The following is an 18,347-nucleotide window of genomic DNA, read 5'->3' as shown; positions in this document are numbered from 1 at the left end:
CCTCCAACGGAAAGCCGAATGGCCACCAGATCGCTGCCAGTCGGAGCCACAAGAGTGATCGCTACAATCACTCAAGAACCCTCGCCAGCTTCTGCATGGCAGAGAGTTCGCTTTTCCCCGGCGAGCCCACCCCGTGTCACCGTTCGACCGGGAGCCCCAAGACGAGGAGCACAGATGAGCACCCGCCGGATCGAGCTCACGATGCACAGGCCGCGCCTCGCGCTCTATGCGGGCATCAGGCCGACGCTCGTCATCGGCGGACGGGGCCAGCCGACGCAGTGGGGCGATGGCACCTGGCAGGTTCCCGCCGACCGGCACACGACCATCGGCGTCTACCTCTACAACCGCATGTGGCGTTTCGGGCAGGCGGAGCTCGTTCTCGATCCCGAGGACACGTCAGCTCTGGAATACAGAGCCCCGGTGCTCCCGTTTCTCCGCGGCCGCCTCATCCACCGCCCGCTCTGACCTTCCCGCGCCGCAAGCGCCACGGAGCGCAGGCGCCGTTCAGAGCGCGTCTTTCGCCTTCCGTGCCGTGTCGAGGGCATCGGCCGCAGCATCCGCCCGCACCGCCGCGTCCCGCCGGCTCTGCTCCGCCTCCGGAAGGTCGCGCTCTGCCCTGGTCAGATCGGCGCGAGCTCGGGAGAGTTGGGCCTCGAGTTCCGAAACACGCGCGGTGAGCTCGTCTTTCCGGGTACGCAGCTCCCTCAGCGCCGCATCACGTTCGGCGAGCTCGCGCTCGGCCGACGCCTGTTCCTTCTCGGCCATGACGATCGCGCGCTCCGCATCGCGACGGGCCCTTCGGTCTCGCAGTTCGTCCACCGCGGGCGCTGAGAGCGGCTCCAGCTCGGGCAGCTCGCCCGCGACGGCGTCGCGCACATCGGTCGCCGTCGCCGAGGGCGCGAGGGCGCGCACCAGCCGCCCTGACGCGACGGCAGACGCCGCCACCGGGTCGAAGAAGGCGGCGGAGATGCTCTGCTCGACCGCCTCGAGCGTCGACGGTGTGACACGCTCGCCCCGCGACGCGGCCAGCTCTCCCGCGGCCTGAGCGAGCTTCCTCGTCAGCAGACGCCGTTCACGGCCGAGTTTCGCCAGTGCCGCGGCATCCAGGTCGTCCTGCGCCTCGCGAAGTTCCCGAGCCAACGCCAAGGCTTCGCCCAGCTGCCCGGCCCGCTCCTGGGCGAACACGTTCACCACCCACGCCGCGATCGAGGGCTTGCGCAGAGCCATGATCCGCGACGCGAGTGCAGCCTGCCCGGCCTCCTCCGCGCGCGCCTTTCGCGAGGATACGAACTCTTCCGGAGGCCCGGAGTACAACCCCGCCGCGATCTCCTCGAACGTCGGCTCGGCCATGCGCCCACCCTACGCCGCGCTCTTGGACGCGGCGGGCATGCCGTCGACTACTCGATGGCGAGGTGATCGGCCCAGTCGGCGCTGACGAGCCTCCGCGCGCCGAATCCGCCGTCGCCGTTGCCCGGATAGAAGAAGAGCTCGCCCGCCGCCGTGCGCACCAGCAGATCGGCTCGCCCATCGCCGTCGTAGTCGGCCCCTCCCGTCGCCGCGGTGAACTCCAACCATCCACTTCCGACGACGACCGGCGGCGAGGCCCCGCCCGAGACCCGCGGGTAGAAGTAGAGGGTGCCGTTGTCGCTCATCGCCATGAGATCCCCCCACCCGTCATTGTTGAAGTCGCCGCCGACGAGGAAGTGGAAGCCGTGCCAGCCGCCGCCGACGGTCTTGGGCGTTCCCCCGAGGCCGCCGGCACCGTTCCCGGGGTAGATGACGAGGACACCGCCCGGCGAGACACCCACCACGTCCTGCTTCCCGTCGCCGGTGTAGTCGGCACCGGAGGTGACGTGCAGCATGTCGTACCAGCCTGCACCGATGCCCACCGGCGCCGCCACCCCTCCGGCACCGTTGCCGGCAGAGAACTCGAGCACACCATCCGTCCTGGCTGCGAGGACGTCCCCTCGTCCGTCGCCGTTGAGGTCGGCGCGCGTGAGGTGCCGGCGGTCGCCGGCCCAGCCACTGACCAGGGTCGTCGGAGCCTGAAAGCCTCCGGAACCCGTTCCTGCCCGCAGGCGCAGATCGCCGTTGCCCGCCACCAGCAGCAGGTCGGACCTGCCGTCGCCGGTGAAGTCAGCGGGCGGGATCGGAGGGCCGGACTCCGTGCGCAGTCCGGGGAACGTCAGGGGGATCGTCCCTCCGCGCGCGACGTTCGTCAGGCACACGAAGCCGTCGTTGATCCCGGTGTAGACGGCGCCGTTCCGCCGGACCTCGAAGTGCAGGTGGTACGCCGGCGAGTTCCCTGTGTTGCCCACGATTCCGATCTGCTGTCCACGCTCCACCCGGGTGCCGGGAGCGTAGGTTCCCGGCGAAGCCATGTGCGCGTACCGGGTGACGTAACCGCCCGGATGCTCGACATCGGTGTAGTTGCCGTAGCCGCTGTTCACCGTCCGCGACTTGATCACGCCGCTGTACGCGGCGAGGATCGGCGTGCCACCGGCGGCGGAGATGTCGATACCCTCATGCGCCCGATAGTTGCCACGGCAGCCGTCGCCGACCTTCGATTGGATGTTGCCCGAGGCCGGATACACCATCTGCCCATCGGTGGCCGCGGTCGCCGAGATGCTCGCCGACAATGACGGCACCAGCGCACCGATCACGACCGCGAGCGCGGTGGCGATCCCGATACGACCAAGACGCAGACGGGACGGACCCTTCATCTCGAAGTTCCTCTTGTTCGACGGCCCCAGGGGCGCGATGCCCACCGTCGTCACCGTAGCAGTGCGCCGCGCTGCGCCGCAGAGCGCGGCCGAGGCTCCCGCACATCCGTCTCGGGAGCCCACGGCCCGCGATCACAGCAGGTCGTACTCCCCGCCGTACGGCACGGCACTGTCCCCGGTGTCGCGCGCGTCGTACTCCACCGTCTCGACGGAGATCACGACCTGCGTCGCCGCAGTGATCAGCACGCTCACCGCGCGATTGCCCACCACGACGAATTCGACGAACCCACCGCCCGCGCGCATCGCTCCTTCCATCCGGCCTCTCAGCTCCGCGACGTCCTGGCCCTGCGCCAGGAAGAACTCTGATTCGTTGAGCGCAATCCGCGTACGCGCCATCGTCTGCACCCCGCCCTCCTCGTTGTCATTCCACTGTCGTCATGCTGCGACGGTATCGATCCGACGGCCCTTCGCAGAGGGGGTTGCGCACGGGCCGCAGAAGAGGCAGAACGCGCGCGGTGTAGCGTTCTCTCATGGGCAGACTGCGCTACGACGGGACCTCGGATCCGATCCTCATCGAAGACGCGACGCTGGCGCATCTGAAGATCGTCATCTCGACGAAGCTCCGCCGCCAGGAGAGTTTCATGATGACCTGGCGCCCCGTCACCGACGGCGTGGACAAGCGCGCCACCGTCTGGATCCACCCGGCGATCCCCCTGCAGTTCGGGTACGACGCCGCCGAGCAGCCACCGATCGATCCTCGACTGATCGCGGAGATGATGCAGGCTCTCAACGCGTCGGGCGAGCTCGTGCTCGACCATCTGATGACCTCCGTCTGACGCGCTCTGCGCGAAGGGCACGTCGGGTGTCCGGATACGCTGTGCCCGTGGATGCTGCTGCGTACCTTCTCCTCGGCCTGCCGATCCTCGCGTTGATCATCGGCGGTCCGATCCTGAAGAGCCGCCTGGGCCGCAGAGCGTCGGAGGCCGGCGCCCGAGCCGGCAAGAAGTTCGCCTCGGACCAGCTCGACGCGGCACTCACCGAACTCGGCACCACAGTGGTGATCCAGGCCGCGGAACCCCGCGCTCGCGAGATCGTGGCATCGGCGATGGCGACGAAGGAGCGCGAGTACGTCATCCGCAGCGACGGCGCCTACGGCATCCGGTTCGTCGAGCCCGATGACACGGTCGCCCGGCTCGTTCCCGTCGCAGACGGAACCCGGATGCAGATCGAGACCTTCCGCGAGTACTTCGGTTTTCCGCAGACCGTGCAGCTGTGGACCGATCTGCGTTCGCGCATCGCCGCCGCAGCGGAGGTCCGCGAGGTCGCGGTCGCCCCAGGAGAACCCGTGCGATACGTGCGCGGCGAGCCTCTCGACGACAGGAACGCGCGCTGGGTGAACGAGGCCTGACCACCCGGCGCATCGAGCGCCCTCGACCGCAGCGCCGGCGGAGCAGGAAGACGAAGGCGAAACATTCAGCAGACGCAACTAGGCTGTAGGGCGCGCCCTGCCCGCCGGTCCTCCGCCGGGTCACGGTGGTGGCGTGCGCCCTGACGACCTCCTCCGGTCCACACCGTCCCGACTGTCGGGATGGAGCCGCCGCTCCCGGTGTGGCCCCGCCAGAAAGGCAAGAAACCCATGAGCGAATCTCCCGGTACCTCCGACCGCGACGGCGAGCGCTCGCCGGACTTCTTCGACCAGCTGATCGAGACCGCGCCCCGCGAGCAGCAGGGTGCGTTCACCGTCGGCTTCCGCGGCTACGACAAGACCGAGGTCGACGCGGCGCTCTCGACTCTCCGCAACCAGCTCAAGCAGGCCGCCGCAGAGGTCGCCGAGGCCCAGGCCCGCGAAGAGGAAGCCGTCGAGGCGGTGCGGGAAGAAGAGCGCAAGGCTCGCGAAGCTCTCGAGAGCGAGCTGACGGCCGCGAACGCGAAGGTGTCCGACGCCGAGCAGCAGGTCGCCACCCTCACCTCCGAACTCGTCGACGCTCCGCAGCCGGACGGCGAAGAGGCTCCGTCGCGCCAGCAGTTCGAGGCGATCCTGCGGGTCGCCGAGGAGCAGGCGAACGTGCTCATCCAGAACGCGGCCGTGCAGGCCGACCGTCTGATGACCTCTGCCCGTGAGGAAGTGACCGCGCAGCGCGCTGAGGCCGAGGCCGACGCCGAGCGGATCACCGCCCAGGCGCAGCGTGACGCCGATCAGGTGCGCCTGAAGATGGACACCGAGTACACGGCGCACGAGGCACGCATCGAGCGCGAAGCCGCGCACGCCGCGGAGAAGGTGAACCAGGCCGCACAGGAGGCCACGGCGATCCGTACCGAAGCTGAGAAGGGCGCGGCCGCGCTGCGCTCGCTCGTCACCCGCGAGACAACCCAGCTGCGTGCCGATGCCGAGCGCGATGTGCGCGACATGAACGCCCGTGTGCTGGAGTTCGAGGAGACCCTCACCCGCCGCCAGGACGACGCGCAGCAGGAGTTCCTCGTGCTGCACAACCAGGCCGTCGCTCACGCGGAGCGGATCACCAACGACGCGAACGAGCAGGTCACGGCATCGCTCGAGCACGCCCAGCGCATCTCGGCACGCGCCGAGGACTACGAGCGCCTGACCCGCTCGCAGGCGCAGGCGATCGAGGCCGAAGCTCAGGTCCGCGCTCGCGAGACGCTCGAGCGCGCTCGCGCCAAGGCCCAGAAGATCGTCGACTCGGTCACCGGCCACACCACTGCGGTACTGCACGACGCTGAGGACCGCACCCGTCAGCTGCGGTGGCAGCAGCAGCAGCTGACGAGCTTCATGGCCGAGGTGCGCGAGCTGATCCGTCCCGACGGGATCTTCTCCGACGACTCGCTGCCCACGGAGATCACCGGAGCGGACGCGACCGCAGCGGACGCGCCCGCCGCGCCGACGTCCGCGCCCGCGCCGGTCATCGCCGACGAGGTGCCGGAGGAGACCTTCCTCGGCGACGAGGTGCTCGAGGACGAGCTCGACGACGACCGCCCGCTCGAGAAGATCACGATCGACGTGGTGGAGACCAAGAAGAAGTCCTCCAAGTAGACCCACGAACGACAGAGGCGCGAGCAGGGATTCCTGCTCGCGCCTCTGTCGTTCCCGGACTGATCACGCCCGGTGATGTCTGGGAGCTACCCCCGGCCGAACTGCGCGACTGCCGGGCAGTCGAAGGGATCTGCTCCGGCGGAGAGTCCGACCCGGTTCAGGTACTCGATGACGATCATGTAGGACCGACCGAGGCTGGTCTCCGTGTAGGGCACGTCGTTCGCCGCGCAGTAGTCGCGTACGATCTCCCGCGCCTTGGCGAGGTGCGGTCGCGGCATGCTCGGGAAGAGGTGGTGCTCCACCTGGTAGTTGAGGCCGCCCATGAGCCAGGTCGTCCACCATCCACCGCTGATGTTGCGGGAGGTGCGCACCTGCTTGGTGAAGAAGTCGAGACGGGCGCCGGGCTCGATGATCGGCATCCCCTTGTGGTTCGGCGCGAACGCGGCTCCCATGTAGACGCCGAAGACCGCGAACTGCACCCCCATGAAGGCGAAAGCCATACCGAGGGGGAGCATCATGAACACTGGCACCAGGATGAGGGCGAACCGGAGCGCGATGATGCTGAGCTCGGTCCAGCGTCCCTTGACGTTCTTCGTCGTCATGAGGTACTTCAGGCCGAGGAAGTGGAGGTTCAGCCCCTCGAGGGTGAGGAGCGGGAAGAAGAGCCAACCCTGCTTGCGGGTGATCAGCTTGATCAGGCCCTTCGCCTTGGCGGCGTCCTCCTCGAGGAACGAGATCGTGTCGACCTCGATGTCGGGGTCCTTCCCGACCTGGTTCGGGTTTCCGTGGTGCTTGGTGTGCTTCGAGTCCCACCACGAGTAGCTCATGCCGATGCTGGCGATCACGATGCGCGCGAGCTTGAAGTTCGCAGGCCCCGTGCTCAGGATCTGGCGGTGCGCGGCCTCATGCCCGAGGAACGCGATCTGCGTCAGGACGATGCCGAGCCCCGCAGCGATCAGCAGCTGGAACCAGCTGTCGCCGAGCAGGATGAAGCCGGTGATGAGGCCGCCGAGGGCCACCGCGATGCCTGCGGCCACGAAGATGTAGAACCACTGGGTGCGCTGAAGCAGGCCGGTCTCCTTGACCACCTGCGACACCTGCTTGTACGCCTGGGCCATGGGCGGGAAGTCCGCATTGCCGGAGTAAGTCTGACGAATCGGGCCCAGCGTTGCCGCGGTCGGTTCGATCTGTGTGATGGAGATGATCTTCTCCTGACGTTCGGAGCCCTCGAGCTGTGAAAGCCCAAGGCAGATGCCCAACGCTTACCTCACAGTAGCCCCGCCCACATGCGCCTTCGGGAATACATCCGCACCCCTTGACGGACCACGCTCGTTGTGCGTGAATCGCTGATTTCAGGCGCGGGCGCGGCGGGTGCGGCGACGCCAGGCCCGAGGCAGCATCGACGGAAAGACGGGCCCACGTCGGGAAGGCTGGTTCGCGTCTTCGAGCGCACGGAAGGCGTCATCGAGCGAGTCGAAGACGCCGAGCTCGGCGCCGTGGTTGTCGCGCACCAGGTGCGCGCTGCCGTCGAACTCGACGAAGCCGGCGAATTCGCCGCCGCGCGTCGCGACGTGCACATCTGTGTCGGCCTGCTTCCAGGTCAACGGATCGGACGGGGGAAAGGTGGTGGTGCTCATGGTCATGCTCATTGCTGTGTGGCGGACACGCGTGGCGCTCCGCAAGATGTGAGACCGAGGGCGGATTCCGCACGCATCGATGTGCGCGGTCCGTAATGGCCCTGATCAGTGGCGACGTGGCGGCCGAGAGGGGCGATGCACACACGCTGCTCCATAAGCATAGCAGACCGGCCCACCCGGCCCCCCATCCACGGTTTCGGCTCAGCTCGACGGCGGCCGACCCCCGCCGCCCGACCCGCCCTGGCCCCCGCCCGCAGCCGGGGTGGTCGCCGTGTCGACGCCGACCGCGAGCGTGGCCGAGTACCCGCCCTGCACGCTTCCGGTGACGGCGGCCACCTGCAGGACACCGGAGTCGTCACCGAAGACGTTGTCGCTCGCGAGCGTGATCTGCGAGAGATTCCTCGCGGAGCCGTCATACGCAGCCTCTGCGTAGACGGCCGCGCACGCCGCCTCGGGAAGGGCCAGTTGCGACGTCGCGATGGCCGCGCTCGAGTCGGTGATCGAGCCCACATCCGGGTACACCTCGAAGTGGATGTGCGGCCAGCGCCCCGAGTAGCACCCGGGGAACACCGAGGTGAACGACACTCTGCCATCGGCATCGGCGACCTGCACACCGCGCAGGTAGGTGACATCCTCCAGCCCGGAGGAGTACATCGAGTACTCGCCCTGCGCCGTGCAGTGCCACGCGTACACCGCGACGCCGGCGAAGGGGACTCCCCCACTCGCGAGATCGATCACCTGCAACGCGAACGTGAGCGGAACACCTTCGGCGGTCGCACCGCCGTCGATCGACGAGCGGATGTCCTGTCGAACGATCCCCGAGTCCTCGAGCACATCGGGACCGTTCGATCCGTCTCCCGGGTAGGGCCCTGCCGTCTCGTCGGGGATCTCGCCGACGCTCACGGCATCGCCCGCCGAGGCCCCCGACGTGGCCGTGGGCGTCGGGCTCGCCGACCCGACCGACGCCGGCGGCGCGCAGGCCGCGAGCACGACGGCGCCCAGACCCACACCCGCGAGTCCGAGCACACCGCGCCTGGTCACCAGCGTGCGGATATCGAAGGCGGCCCCCTGATCGACGATCTCCTCATCGCGTCGATCGAGCAGGCGCCCCTCGTACGCGGGACCATCGGGGGTCTGGGTGGGTTCCGGAATACTCATGATCTGTCTCCTCCTCGACGGACTGTTGCGTGTCCTCAGCGTCGCGGAGCTTCCGATCAGGAGACTTTGCCCGATCTATGCCTTGTCTATGCGCGAGGACGCGACCGGGGGGCGGAGCACCAGCACGACCACGATGCCGACGAGCACCAGGGCGGTGAGCGTGACCGGGATCGGCAGGACCGGATCGAGCAGCACCAGCACCGCACCTGAGGGCACCACCGTGTTCACGACACGGTCGGCGTTCTCACGGATGGCGATCCACCAGATGGCGAGGAGGAAGATCGCGATCGGGATCGTGACGGTGAGTGATGCCGCGATGCTCGACAGGTGGCTCTTCCCGGTCAGGACGTCGAGCTCCACCTCGATCCCGGCGGAGAAGGCGGCGGCCGCCCCGAACACGAAGTAGTGCGTGTAGCCGTAGCGGAGCGAGCGTCCGAAGCTCGTGATGGCGCGCTGGTGCGGCGGCCAGAAGTAGATCCACCACAGCGACGCCGTGACCACGAGGGTGAGCACCGAGATGGCGATCAGCGGCCCGAGGCTCTCGACCTTGTCGAGGGCGTCGATGATCGCGTTGGCGGAGGCGAGCAGGCTCTCTCCGAGCACGATGAGCGTGAACAGCCCGTAGCGCTCGGTGATGTGGTGTGGATGCCACGGAGTCTGCCTGCGGTACTCGGCGAACACCGGGACGCTGATCTCGGCCAGCACGAAGAGCACGAACGCGACGATCTGCAGCGGGCCCACCGGGATCAGCAGGAACAGGATCCACAGCACCTGGACTGCGGCGATGCCGAGAGCGTACCGACGCGTGGCCGACCGCAGGGGGCCTGCCGATCGTGACGCCCGCAACCACTGCGTCACCATCGCGACGCGCATGACGACATAGCCGAGGACGGGGAGGGTGAAGTCCCCCTCGTTGAAGGCCCCGGGGATGCCCGCAGCCAAGACGAGGACCCCACCCATCTGCACGAACGTCGTGACCCGATAGAGCCAGTCGTCCGTGTCGAACGAGGTGGCGAACCAGGTGAAGTTCATCCAGGCCCACCAGATCGCGAAGAACAGCATCGCGTAGGAGGTGATGCCGTGCAGGAAGTGCCCCTCGCTGAGCGCATGGTGCAGCTGCGCGGAGGCGATGCTCACGGCAACGACGAAGACCAGATCGAAGAAGAGCTCGAGCGGGCTCGCGGTGCGGTGCGGCTGAGAAGGGTCGCGTGGCAGCATCGGTCGAAGCTGGAAGCGCGCAGTGTCTGTATTCACGGTCACCGCGACAGAATAGCCCCGGCTCAAGGGCTCCTCGCAACCTTCTTTCATCCATTCATCAGATTTACCTTCCCGTGGCGGCGATGTTCCGCTACAGTGGTCAAGGTCTGCAGTGCCTGCTGTCAGCGATCATCGTTTGGGACGATGAGAACGCACTCCGTGATGTGGGAATCACGGGGAGTTTCAGCAGGACCCGAGGGGTCGGGACGCAGACGAAAGCCGTGAACGTGGGGTTCATGGTCTGGGGAAACTGGGGAATCACATGTCGCACTGGGTTTTTTTGCGTACATTCACGGCTCATGAGGCTTCGGCATGACTTCGGTCGAGGATGCCCTGAGCATCGCTCGTACCGGCTTCGTGCCGGTCGCAGCTCCGCGAGCCACCAAGTCGGTGACGCGCACGGTGGTCACACCGCGCCCTTCGGCGACTCTGGAACGGCGCCGTCAATGGGAGCGTCGCTATCGGATGCGGCTGCGGACGACGGATGCGGCTGTCATCCTGTTCGCGATGGGTCTGACGGCAGCGGTCGAGCTGGCCACCGGCGTCTCCGTGCCCGAGGTCCTGCGCAACGGCATCCCGCTCGCCGCGCTGTGGTACCTCATGCTCAGCGCGCTGCACACGCGGGACGCCGCGTTGTTCCGCGCCAGCGCCACCGAGTACCGCGGCGTCGCGCACGCCACCGGACTCGCCTTCGGGATCATCGCCATCGTGGCGGTCCTGCTCGCATGGAAGTCGATGCAACTGACGCTGCTGCTGGGGCTGCCCGTCGGTGTGCTGACGCTTCTGGTGACCAGGTGGCTGTGGCGCCACTGGCTGCAGAAGCAGCGCACCCAGGGGAGGTTCGCCTCCCGCACCCTCGTCGTCGGCAACAGGGACGACGTGGAGTATGTGGTCCGCACGCTGCACCCGATCGGCGCATCCGGGTACCAGGTGGTCGGCGCGACGCTCCTCGACGGCAATGCGCGCGACATCGTGATCGACGACACGAGGTTCCCGGTTCTGGGGAACGTGAACTCCGTGTCGTCGGTCGCGGCCGAGGTCGGCGCCGACACGATCATCGTGGCGAGCCGCCCCGAAGGCGAGCCGGAGTTCGTCAAGCAGCTGAGCTGGCAGCTCGAGGGAACCGCTGCCGAGCTCGTGCTCTCCAGCCGGCTCACCGACGTCGCGGGTCCGCGCATCTCCTTCGCGCCCGTCGAGGGCCTGCCACTGATCCAGGTGCAGATCCCGACCTACGAAGGCGGACAGCACCTGCTGAAGCGGGCACTGGACGTCGCCGTCGCCACGCTCGCGCTGATCCCGATCGGCCTGCTGGCGCCTGTCCTCGCGCTGCTCATCAAGATGGACTCGCCCGGTCCCGTCTTCTTCTTCCAGGAGCGCGTCGGCCGTGACGGCCGCCGCTTCAAGATGGTCAAGTTCCGTTCGATGAAGACGGACGCCGAGAAGCAGCTCGCCATGCTCAAGGAGCAGAACGAGGGCGCAGGTCTCCTCTTCAAGATGAAGGACGACCCGCGCGTCACCCGTGTCGGCAAGGTGCTGCGCAAGCTCTCACTCGACGAGCTGCCGCAGTTCTGGAACGTGCTCATCGGCGACATGAGCGTGGTCGGTCCTCGACCGCCGCTGCCGAGCGAAGTCACCGCCTACGACGGCACCGTCTTCCGTCGCCTGTACATCAAGCCCGGGATCACCGGCCTGTGGCAGGTCTCCGGACGAAGCGACCTCTCCTGGGACGAGAGCGTGCGCCTCGACCTGCGATACGTCGAGAACTGGTCCGTGATGAACGACCTGCAGATCATGTGGCGTACCGCCAAAGTCATGGTGCAGCCCAGCGGGGCATACTGATCGGATGAGCAATTCGAACCGCCTCACCATCGCGATGGTGGGGACCCGAGGAGTGCCCGCGGCATACGGCGGTTTCGAGACCGCCATCGAAGAGGTCGGACGCCGGCTCGCGGACCGCGGTCACGACGTCGTCGTGTACACCCGTGGTTCCGAGCGGCGTGAGAAGGAGTACCTCGGAATGCGGGTCGTCCACCTTCCCGCGGTCCCCGTCAAGCAGATCGAGACGTTGAGCCACACGGGGCTGTCGGCCCTGCATCTCATGTTCCGACGCCGGCCCGACGCGACCTTCGTCTTCAACGCCGCCAACTCGCCGTTCCTGCCCCTGCTCCGGATGCGCCGAGCACCCGTCGCCCTGCACATGGACGGGCTCGAATGGCGACGCTCGAAGTGGGGACCGCGCGGCAAGGCCTACTACCGCTGGGCCGAGCAGTTCGGGGTGCGCACCGCCGATGCTCTCATCGCCGATGCGCCGGGAATCGCCGACTACTACCGGCACCAGTTCGATGTGCCCACCGAGCTCATCCGCTACGGCGCCCCCATCCTCGATCAGCTGCCCGAGCGCGGAGTCGCCGAGATGGGGCTGGAATCGGGCGGATACCACCTCGTGGTGGCCCGGTTCGAGCCGGAGAACCATGTGCTCGAGATCGTGGAGGGCTACCGCGACAGCGACGCGAAGTTGCCTCTCGTGGTGGTCGGCTCCGCACCGTACAGCGCGGGATACACCCAGGAGATCGAACGCGTGGCCGATGGTGACGAACGGATCCGACTCGTCGGCGGCGTGTACGACCAGGAGCTGCTCGACGCGCTCTATGCGAATGCACTCACGTACGTGCACGGCCACTCCGTCGGCGGAACCAACCCGTCGCTCCTTCGCGCGATGGGTGCCGGCACCGCCGTCATCGGCTTCGACGTCCCCTTCAACCGGGAGGTGCTCGACGGCAACGGTTGGTTCTTCTCCGATGCTGCCGACGTCGCCGAGCACGTGGTGTCGGCAGAGGCCGACCCGGCATCGACCGAGGCCCGCGCCACGGCCGTGCAGGAGATCGCGCGCACCCGGTTCCGCTGGGACGACGTCGCCGACGAATACGAAGCACTCGCCCATCGCATAGCCGAACGCGCGACGATCCACCCCTCCGCTCGACGGGCACGTCGCCGGTCGACCGACTGGGTCCCCGCGCCTGCCGGATCGGGGGCGTGATGAGCGGCGAGAGGAAGAAGCACACCGTTCTGCTCGTGCATCCCGGCGCCGAGCTGTTCGGCTCCGATCGCATGCTGCTCGAGAGCGCGATCGGCCTCGTCGAGGCGGGCGCACGCGTGGTCGTGGCCCTCCCGAGTACCGGACTGCTCGTGAACGAACTCCGCAGCGCCGGCGCCGAGGTCGTCATCGTGCCGATGCTCGTGCTGCGCAAGGTCCTGCTGACGCCACGGGGCCTGCCGAAGCTGTTCCGCGACACTTTCCGCGGCCTGGGTGCCGCGTGGCGCCTGATCGGACGAGTGCGCCCCGACGTCGTCTACGTGTCGACGATCATCATCCCCGAATGGCCGCTGATCGCGCGGTTGCGGGGTATCCGGTCGGTGAGCCACGTCCACGAGGCCGAGGCATCGGGCAACCGAATCGTCAACCGCATCCTCTACTCCCCTCACCTGGCCTCCCACCGCACGCTGGTGAACAGTCGCTTCAGCCTGGATACGATCCGAACCGCGCTTCCTGCCCTCGCGCGTCGGTCGCACGTGGTCTACAACGGTGTCGCCTCTCCTGCGCAGCCGATTTCTCCCCGTCCTCGCACCGAGGGACCGCTCCGTGTGCTGTATATCGGACGACTCTCCCCCCGCAAGGGACCCGACCTCGTGATCGAGGCCGCAGCCCGGCTGCACTCCGCCGGGCGCCCTGTGGATGTGACCCTCCTGGGCGCAGTCTTCGAGGGGTATGAGTGGTTCGAGCGCGATCTGCGCGCGCAGGCCGCAGAAGCCGGGGTCTCCGTCGACTTCGCCGGATTCCACACCGACATCTGGCCGTTCCTCGAGAAGACGGATGTGCTGCTCGTGCCTTCCCGCATCGATGAGCCTTTCGGGAACACCGCCGTCGAGGGAATCCTCGCGCTGCGTCCGGTGATCGCCAGCGACAGCAGCGGTCTCCGGGAAGCGGCAGGCGGCTACGGCACCGCGCAGCTCGTCACCGCCGGCGACTCCGCTGCGATCGCGTCCGCTCTGACCGACATCGACACCCGCTGGGACGAGATGGTGTCGACCGTCGCAGACAGCCGTGGCGAGGCCCTCCGCCGTCACGCGCCCGAGGTGTACCGCTCGAGCATCACCACGCACCTGCTGGGCTGACGCCCCGCATGCGGGACTGACTCCCCCACCCATCCGGCACGGTTGCCACGGTCGCGCACCGCGCGGCTAGACCTGCTCGAGGTCTCCGACGGTCAGTCGCTTCTTGTTCCGGACGATGTAGATCGAGAACGGGATCAGCTGGCAGACGACGAGCGCGAAGGCGACGCCGATCAGCGGTCCCGCGATTCCCAGCACGGGCGTCAGCACGAAGGAGAGCGTGATCCCCACGGCGGCCATGCTGAGGGTGGGGATCACCTGGAAGCGGATGCCCGGCTTGTCCATGATGAACATGCCCAGCGGATACACCGCCGCGGTCATCATGATCATCAGGCCGAAAGCGAAGATCGTACTGGGACGCACGGTCAGCTCGCCCTGCGTGATGAACCCGAACAGCCACGGACCGACGAGCCACACCATCACCGTGGCGAGCCCGATGGCGACGGCGAACAGCGCCGACAGCAGGAACGGCCCCCGCCGGAGGTCGCCATCGTGCCTGCTCTTCGCGAAATGGGGCCAGAGCGCGAGTCCGCCCGCCATCACCAGTCCGTTGAGGGCGAAGAAGACCTGCCCGGCCACACCGTACTCGGCGACGTCGGTGGGGCCGCCCAGCTGAGCGATCACGTACCGCTGGGAGCCGACCGCGATCGGATAGGTGACCATCTGCGCGAGCATAGGCCAGCCGACATCCATCACCCGGACTCCCGGATACCGCCGGGGTCGCAGAACCATCCGCGCGGCCGAGGGGATCAGGGGCGACGTGGTGCGCGCCGTGATGAGGATTCCGAGCACCGAGACGAGGAAGGATGCCGCGAAGGACGCGATGGCCACGAAGGAGTGCAGGTTCTCGCCGCCGAACGTGAGCATCAGCCAGACACCGGTCATGGTCAGCGGAGAGATCAGCCCTTGGAGGAGGATCACGATGTGATTGCGGCGCTGTCCCAGCATGATCCGCGCCCAGACGCCGAGAGGGATGCCCAGGCAGAAGATCGTCACGCAGTAGAACGCGGCCAGCGAGGCGCCGGGGCGTCCTCCTGCCTCGCCGAACACCAGCTCCCAGGCCCCGGTGAGCACCAGGATGGTGTTGATCGCCATCGCCGTGGCCGCGAACATGAGCAGCACGCGCCCGACCGACGTGAGCTGGTAACGCAGCTTCTCATCCGTGCGCACGTTCTCGCTCGTCGCGACGGCGTTGACCAGCACCGCCCCGCTGCCGAGGTCGGTGAAGGTCAGCAGCGACGGGATGGTCGTCAGAAGCGTGTACAGGGCGAAGCTGTCGACGCCGGCACCGCCGATGATCATCCGGGTCGTGAGGACGCCGCAGACCAGCGCGATGACCATCGTCAGCGCACGCGCGCCGACAGCGAGAAGAGAGCCCATACTTACATCGTCACCGGGGCAGGGCCCCCAGCGTCGCGCCGTTGCCGGGGAGTCGCGATACTGAGGCGATATCAGACGGCACCGGAACCGCCACGGATCCCTGTGCGGCCGCGTACGCGGGCAGCAGCGCATAGCCGCCGTCGACCACCGGCGCGCCCTCGACGAACTGCGAGCGCCGATCCTGGCCCGTCGCTGCCGTGAACGCGGCGAGCGTGTCGGTCACCGCAGGGTCTCTCGAGACCGAGCCCTTCGACCACGCGGAGAACCACCTGGGGGTCCCCGGCGACGTGCGGTGGTAGAGGTTGCCCTCGACGCTCGACACCATCTGGGATCCGGTGTACTGCAGCGAGAAGTCCTGCACGCAGACCAGGCAGTTGCCGGCGCTCTCGGCGATGACGTTGTTCGACATCACCACGTTGCGCACGATCCACGAGGCCTGTGGCGCGTACCGGGTCCGCGGGTCGTGCCCCGGGGTGTTCGGGTCGGAGGCACGGCGGGAGTCCATCCCGATGCTGATGTTGCGGTTGCCGTTGCCGACGAACGTGTTGTTCCAGATCTTCACGTTGCCGGAGTTGAGCACGAACAGACCGAACTCGCCGTTGCGGGCGATGACGTTGTCGGCGATTACGGCCCGCTCCGAGAGTTCGACCATGACGCCGTGGCCGGTGTTGCCGATCACGTCGTTGCCGGTGAACGCGACGTCGAGCACGGACTCGTCGAACCACGGGCCGCGCCCGTCATTGCCGGTGAACGCGCTGTCCTTCACCGTCACCCCGCGGGTGCGCGTGACCTTGAAGGCTCCTGACACCGGCGAATGGTTGAAGTGCTCGGCGTTGTTGCCGACCGAGAGCATCTGCGTCACCGTGAGTCCGTCCGCCTGCGACGCACCTCCGCCGAGCAGGCCGTTGCCGATCAGCGAGACGCGCGTGAGCGTGGTCGCCGGCGCCCAGGAGTAGAAGCCCGTGGTCGAGTTGTCGCGAATCGTCACGTCGGTGAGCGAGACGTTCGGGGCGGCTGCGACCACGGTGCCCATCTGCGGAACGCTGGTGGCGTACCGGCGCACTCCGATTCCCCTGACCTCGGAGCCCGCCGAGCGGATCGAGAGAGCCTGCGTGAGCACGCTCGCCTCGACCGACTTGCCCGTCGGGTTCGTGCCGATCACCAGACGCTTGGCGGAGTCGTCGACGAAGAAGGTGCCTTCTTCGACCTGCGATGCGGAGGCCACCTCGCGCAGCTGCACGCCCGCGACCCAGATCTGGTCGGGGTGCGCGGCCATCGGGTGGGCCGGGTCGACGAACCGCCAGTCCGCCGCCGTGTTGTCCGGAGCGCCCTTGGTGTACGTCGGGCTCGCGTCGAGAGCCGTGTTCCAGCCATCGACGACCCACGCGCTTCCCGAGGCCTTCCAGCCGGTGACCGGCTTCGCACCGTCGAGCCACACCGACTCGTTGGGTGCGGGTTGGATGGTGACCCGCTTCTGCGCAGGCACCACGATCTCCTCGTGGTAGGTCCCGCCGCGAAGGACGATCGTGCCGCCGTTCGGGACGACCCGCAGCGCGGCAGCGATCGTCTTGACGGGTGAGTTCTTGGTCCCCGACGCTCCATCGAATCCTGCGGGAGCGACGTAGACGGCCGTTGCAGGGGCGTCATAGGAGAGCGTCCCCGGCGCCTTGGCACCGGGTTCGCCACGCACGCCCTCCGGCGTGACCGGGGGTACCGGCTCCGTCACCGGGGGCACCGGCGTGGGCGTGGGCGTGGGCGTCGGCGTGGGCGTCGGCGTCGGCGTCGGCGTCGGAGTCGGAGTCGGAGTCGGAGTCGGAGTCGGAGTCGGCGTCGGAGTCGGCTCGGTCGTCGGCTCGGGCGACGGCTCGGTCGTGGGCTCGGTCGTGGGCTCTGGCGACGGCTCGGTCGTGGGCTCCGGCGACGGCTCGGTCGTGGGCTCCGGCGACGGCTCCGGCGACGGCTCGGTCGTGAGCGCGGGCGTGGTGACGGTGACGTCGTCGATGCCGACCGGCACAGCGGTGCGGGCCCCTGAGGACGTGTAGAGCGCGAACGCGTAGCCGCCTGCGGCCTGGATGCGGGCGTCGGAATCGTCGGTGTACGTCACCTGCCAGTCGCTCGGCTCGGCAGCGCTCGACTCCCAGGCCTTGGCGCCCAGTTCCACAGGACTCGCACCGGTGACGCTGAGCGCGACCGTCATGGTCGTGCCGCTCGTCACCGTGAGGGGCAGCTTGCGCTCGCTGAGGTGCTGCACACGCATGAGGTCGGAGAGCCGCACGATCGAGACATATGCCGAGCCGTCGGGATGAACGCGCACGCGCACACCATAGGAGTCGGCGCCGGAGACCCGAACCGCTTGAGAGAGGTAGAGCGGCCCTCCGACGGGAAGCTCGGGCACCGTCAGCGAGAAGCGGCTGTCCACGTCGCCCGCAGCGACGCCGTCGAGAGTGGCTCTGGCGGTGATTCCCGGCTTGCGGCTGGCGAGCTGGGCCTGTTCGCCCGACACGCTCGCCGTACCTTCCACCACACGCCATGCGCCCTCAGGAGACGAACCCCATCCCGAGCCGACCGTGCGATCCATGTCGTCGTCGATGACCGGGGTGTCGGTGGACGCCGCACGCTGGGAGAGGGGCACGGCGTCGTCTGCGAGCGCCGACGCGGGAACGGCCGTCAGCGCGGCGGTGACCGCCAGGACAGCGCTCAGTGCGCCGGCGAGGACCCTTCGAGGGTGTCGGTGAGGCGGAGTGGAGGTCTCACGTGATGCGAGATCGAGGAACGGAGTGGACACGATGTCACCGTCTTCTGGGGCAGATTCATGATCACCCCGCATCTCCGCCGCAGTTTAAACCCCGGCAGCAAAGAGCGAGTCCCCCTCGCAACTCATGAAGAATACCCGGCTACCCGGGCAAAGACAAACGGACACAGCGTCTCACCGATATGCTGCGCTGCTGCGTCTTCCGCGCCTGACCCGACGAC

The 18,347-nt window shown here is 68.0% G+C and carries 16 protein-coding genes; 7 read left to right on the top strand and 9 right to left on the bottom strand.

Going from position 1 to position 18,347, the window contains the following annotated elements:
• Nucleotides 1-174: 174 nt before the first annotated feature.
• Nucleotides 175-465, top strand: a complete 291-nt coding sequence (locus ACP699_RS14415; RefSeq protein ID WP_141387558.1) for a hypothetical protein — start codon at nucleotides 175-177, stop codon at nucleotides 463-465.
• 39 nt (nucleotides 466-504) lie between these two features.
• On the opposite strand, the gene ACP699_RS14410 is transcribed toward ACP699_RS14415, so the two are convergent.
• The 3 genes from ACP699_RS14410 to ACP699_RS14400 form a co-directional block, all read right to left on the bottom strand.
• Entirely contained in the window at nucleotides 505-1,350 is an 846-nt protein-coding gene (locus tag ACP699_RS14410; protein ID WP_426171971.1) for a transposase, read from the bottom strand.
• 47 nt (nucleotides 1,351-1,397) lie between these two features.
• The gene (locus ACP699_RS14405; RefSeq protein ID WP_051056645.1) at nucleotides 1,398-2,723 is read right to left on the bottom strand and encodes a VCBS repeat domain-containing M23 family metallopeptidase; all 1,326 of its coding nucleotides are present in this window, start codon (nucleotides 2,721-2,723) and stop codon (nucleotides 1,398-1,400) included.
• A 132-nt stretch (nucleotides 2,724-2,855) separates the two neighbouring features.
• Nucleotides 2,856-3,119: a hypothetical protein gene (locus ACP699_RS14400; protein ID WP_235563402.1), complete on the bottom strand. Its 264-nt coding sequence runs from the start codon at nucleotides 3,117-3,119 to the stop codon at nucleotides 2,856-2,858.
• Nucleotides 3,120-3,253: 134 nt separating this feature from the next.
• On the opposite strand from ACP699_RS14400, the gene ACP699_RS14395 reads away from it, so the two are divergent.
• From ACP699_RS14395 to ACP699_RS14385, 3 genes are all read left to right on the top strand, one after another.
• Nucleotides 3,254-3,559, top strand: a complete 306-nt coding sequence (locus tag ACP699_RS14395) for a hypothetical protein (protein ID WP_017831470.1) — start codon at nucleotides 3,254-3,256, stop codon at nucleotides 3,557-3,559.
• Between the two features lie 47 nt (nucleotides 3,560-3,606).
• The gene (locus tag ACP699_RS14390; protein WP_318278890.1) at nucleotides 3,607-4,131 is read left to right on the top strand and encodes a hypothetical protein; all 525 of its coding nucleotides are present in this window, start codon (nucleotides 3,607-3,609) and stop codon (nucleotides 4,129-4,131) included.
• 228 nt (nucleotides 4,132-4,359) lie between these two features.
• Nucleotides 4,360-5,772 (top strand): cell division initiation protein, encoded by a 1,413-nt coding sequence (locus ACP699_RS14385; protein ID WP_426171968.1) that lies wholly within the window; start codon nucleotides 4,360-4,362, stop codon nucleotides 5,770-5,772.
• An 86-nt stretch (nucleotides 5,773-5,858) separates the two neighbouring features.
• Here ACP699_RS14385 and ACP699_RS14380 read toward each other — a convergent pair whose 3' ends face one another.
• The 4 genes from ACP699_RS14380 to ACP699_RS14365 all read right to left on the bottom strand — a co-directional run bounded on the left by ACP699_RS14380 (nucleotide 5,859) and on the right by ACP699_RS14365 (nucleotide 9,785).
• Nucleotides 5,859-6,977 carry a fatty acid desaturase family protein gene (locus tag ACP699_RS14380; RefSeq protein ID WP_174799596.1) on the bottom strand — a complete coding sequence of 373 codons (1,119 nt, stop codon included), beginning with the start codon at nucleotides 6,975-6,977 and terminating at the stop codon, nucleotides 5,859-5,861.
• A 147-nt stretch (nucleotides 6,978-7,124) separates the two neighbouring features.
• Entirely contained in the window at nucleotides 7,125-7,409 is a 285-nt protein-coding gene (locus ACP699_RS14375; RefSeq protein WP_151486879.1) for a hypothetical protein, read from the bottom strand.
• A 201-nt stretch (nucleotides 7,410-7,610) separates the two neighbouring features.
• The gene (locus tag ACP699_RS14370; RefSeq protein ID WP_426171966.1) at nucleotides 7,611-8,567 is read right to left on the bottom strand and encodes a 3,4-dioxygenase subunit beta; all 957 of its coding nucleotides are present in this window, start codon (nucleotides 8,565-8,567) and stop codon (nucleotides 7,611-7,613) included.
• Nucleotides 8,568-8,642: 75 nt separating this feature from the next.
• Nucleotides 8,643-9,785 carry a low temperature requirement protein A gene (locus ACP699_RS14365; protein ID WP_426172559.1) on the bottom strand — a complete coding sequence of 381 codons (1,143 nt, stop codon included), beginning with the start codon at nucleotides 9,783-9,785 and terminating at the stop codon, nucleotides 8,643-8,645.
• A gap of 351 nt (nucleotides 9,786-10,136) precedes the next feature.
• On the opposite strand from ACP699_RS14365, the gene ACP699_RS14360 reads away from it, so the two are divergent.
• From ACP699_RS14360 to ACP699_RS14350, 3 genes are read left to right on the top strand one after another with little or no spacing between them, the layout of a single operon-like run.
• Entirely contained in the window at nucleotides 10,137-11,663 is a 1,527-nt protein-coding gene (locus tag ACP699_RS14360; RefSeq protein WP_288968093.1) for a sugar transferase, read from the top strand.
• A 4-nt stretch (nucleotides 11,664-11,667) separates the two neighbouring features.
• A complete protein-coding gene (locus ACP699_RS14355; RefSeq protein WP_127481759.1) occupies nucleotides 11,668-12,861 on the top strand; it encodes a glycosyltransferase in 1,194 nt (397 codons plus the stop codon).
• Nucleotides 12,861-13,997, top strand: coding sequence for a glycosyltransferase (locus ACP699_RS14350; RefSeq protein ID WP_127481758.1), 1,137 nt, complete (start codon nucleotides 12,861-12,863; stop codon nucleotides 13,995-13,997). Before ACP699_RS14355 ends, ACP699_RS14350 begins: the two co-directional genes overlap by 1 nt.
• Before the next feature lie 66 nt (nucleotides 13,998-14,063).
• On the opposite strand, the gene ACP699_RS14345 is transcribed toward ACP699_RS14350, so the two are convergent.
• Nucleotides 14,064-15,374 (bottom strand): lipopolysaccharide biosynthesis protein, encoded by a 1,311-nt coding sequence (locus ACP699_RS14345; protein WP_055869694.1) that lies wholly within the window; start codon nucleotides 15,372-15,374, stop codon nucleotides 14,064-14,066.
• A 10-nt stretch (nucleotides 15,375-15,384) separates the two neighbouring features.
• The gene (locus ACP699_RS14340) at nucleotides 15,385-18,159 is read right to left on the bottom strand and encodes a right-handed parallel beta-helix repeat-containing protein (protein ID WP_426171963.1); all 2,775 of its coding nucleotides are present in this window, start codon (nucleotides 18,157-18,159) and stop codon (nucleotides 15,385-15,387) included.
• Nucleotides 18,160-18,347 lie beyond the last annotated feature (188 nt).

The organism is Microbacterium sp. DWRC1-3, from assembly GCF_049896645.1.
Classification (GTDB): Bacteria; Actinomycetota; Actinomycetes; order Actinomycetales; family Microbacteriaceae; genus Microbacterium; species Microbacterium maritypicum.
The sequence above is the reverse complement of the archived record's forward strand: the minus strand, read 5'-3'. Positions and strand labels throughout refer to the sequence as shown.

What these genes read in the sequence shown, in the direction of transcription:
- ACP699_RS14385 (WP_426171968.1), top strand. Translation starts at nt 4,360, where the DNA reads ATGAGCGAATCTCCCGGTACCTCCGACCGCGACGGCGAGCGCTCGCCG.
- ACP699_RS14350 (WP_127481758.1), top strand. Translation starts at nt 12,861, where the DNA reads ATGAGCGGCGAGAGGAAGAAGCACACCGTTCTGCTCGTGCATCCCGGC.
- ACP699_RS14410 (WP_426171971.1), bottom strand. Translation starts at nt 1,350, where the DNA reads ATGGCCGAGCCGACGTTCGAGGAGATCGCGGCGGGGTTGTACTCCGGG.
- ACP699_RS14355 (WP_127481759.1), top strand. Translation starts at nt 11,668, where the DNA reads ATGAGCAATTCGAACCGCCTCACCATCGCGATGGTGGGGACCCGAGGA.
- ACP699_RS14405 (WP_051056645.1), bottom strand. Translation starts at nt 2,723, where the DNA reads ATGAAGGGTCCGTCCCGTCTGCGTCTTGGTCGTATCGGGATCGCCACC.
- ACP699_RS14375 (WP_151486879.1), bottom strand. Translation starts at nt 7,409, where the DNA reads ATGAGCACCACCACCTTTCCCCCGTCCGATCCGTTGACCTGGAAGCAG.
- ACP699_RS14365 (WP_426172559.1), bottom strand. Translation starts at nt 9,785, where the DNA reads ATGCTGCCACGCGACCCTTCTCAGCCGCACCGCACCGCGAGCCCGCTC.
- ACP699_RS14400 (WP_235563402.1), bottom strand. Translation starts at nt 3,119, where the DNA reads ATGGCGCGTACGCGGATTGCGCTCAACGAATCAGAGTTCTTCCTGGCG.
- ACP699_RS14415 (WP_141387558.1), top strand. Translation starts at nt 175, where the DNA reads ATGAGCACCCGCCGGATCGAGCTCACGATGCACAGGCCGCGCCTCGCG.
- ACP699_RS14345 (WP_055869694.1), bottom strand. Translation starts at nt 15,374, where the DNA reads ATGGGCTCTCTTCTCGCTGTCGGCGCGCGTGCGCTGACGATGGTCATC.
- ACP699_RS14395 (WP_017831470.1), top strand. Translation starts at nt 3,254, where the DNA reads ATGGGCAGACTGCGCTACGACGGGACCTCGGATCCGATCCTCATCGAA.
- ACP699_RS14360 (WP_288968093.1), top strand. Translation starts at nt 10,137, where the DNA reads ATGACTTCGGTCGAGGATGCCCTGAGCATCGCTCGTACCGGCTTCGTG.
- ACP699_RS14370 (WP_426171966.1), bottom strand. Translation starts at nt 8,567, where the DNA reads ATGAGTATTCCGGAACCCACCCAGACCCCCGATGGTCCCGCGTACGAG.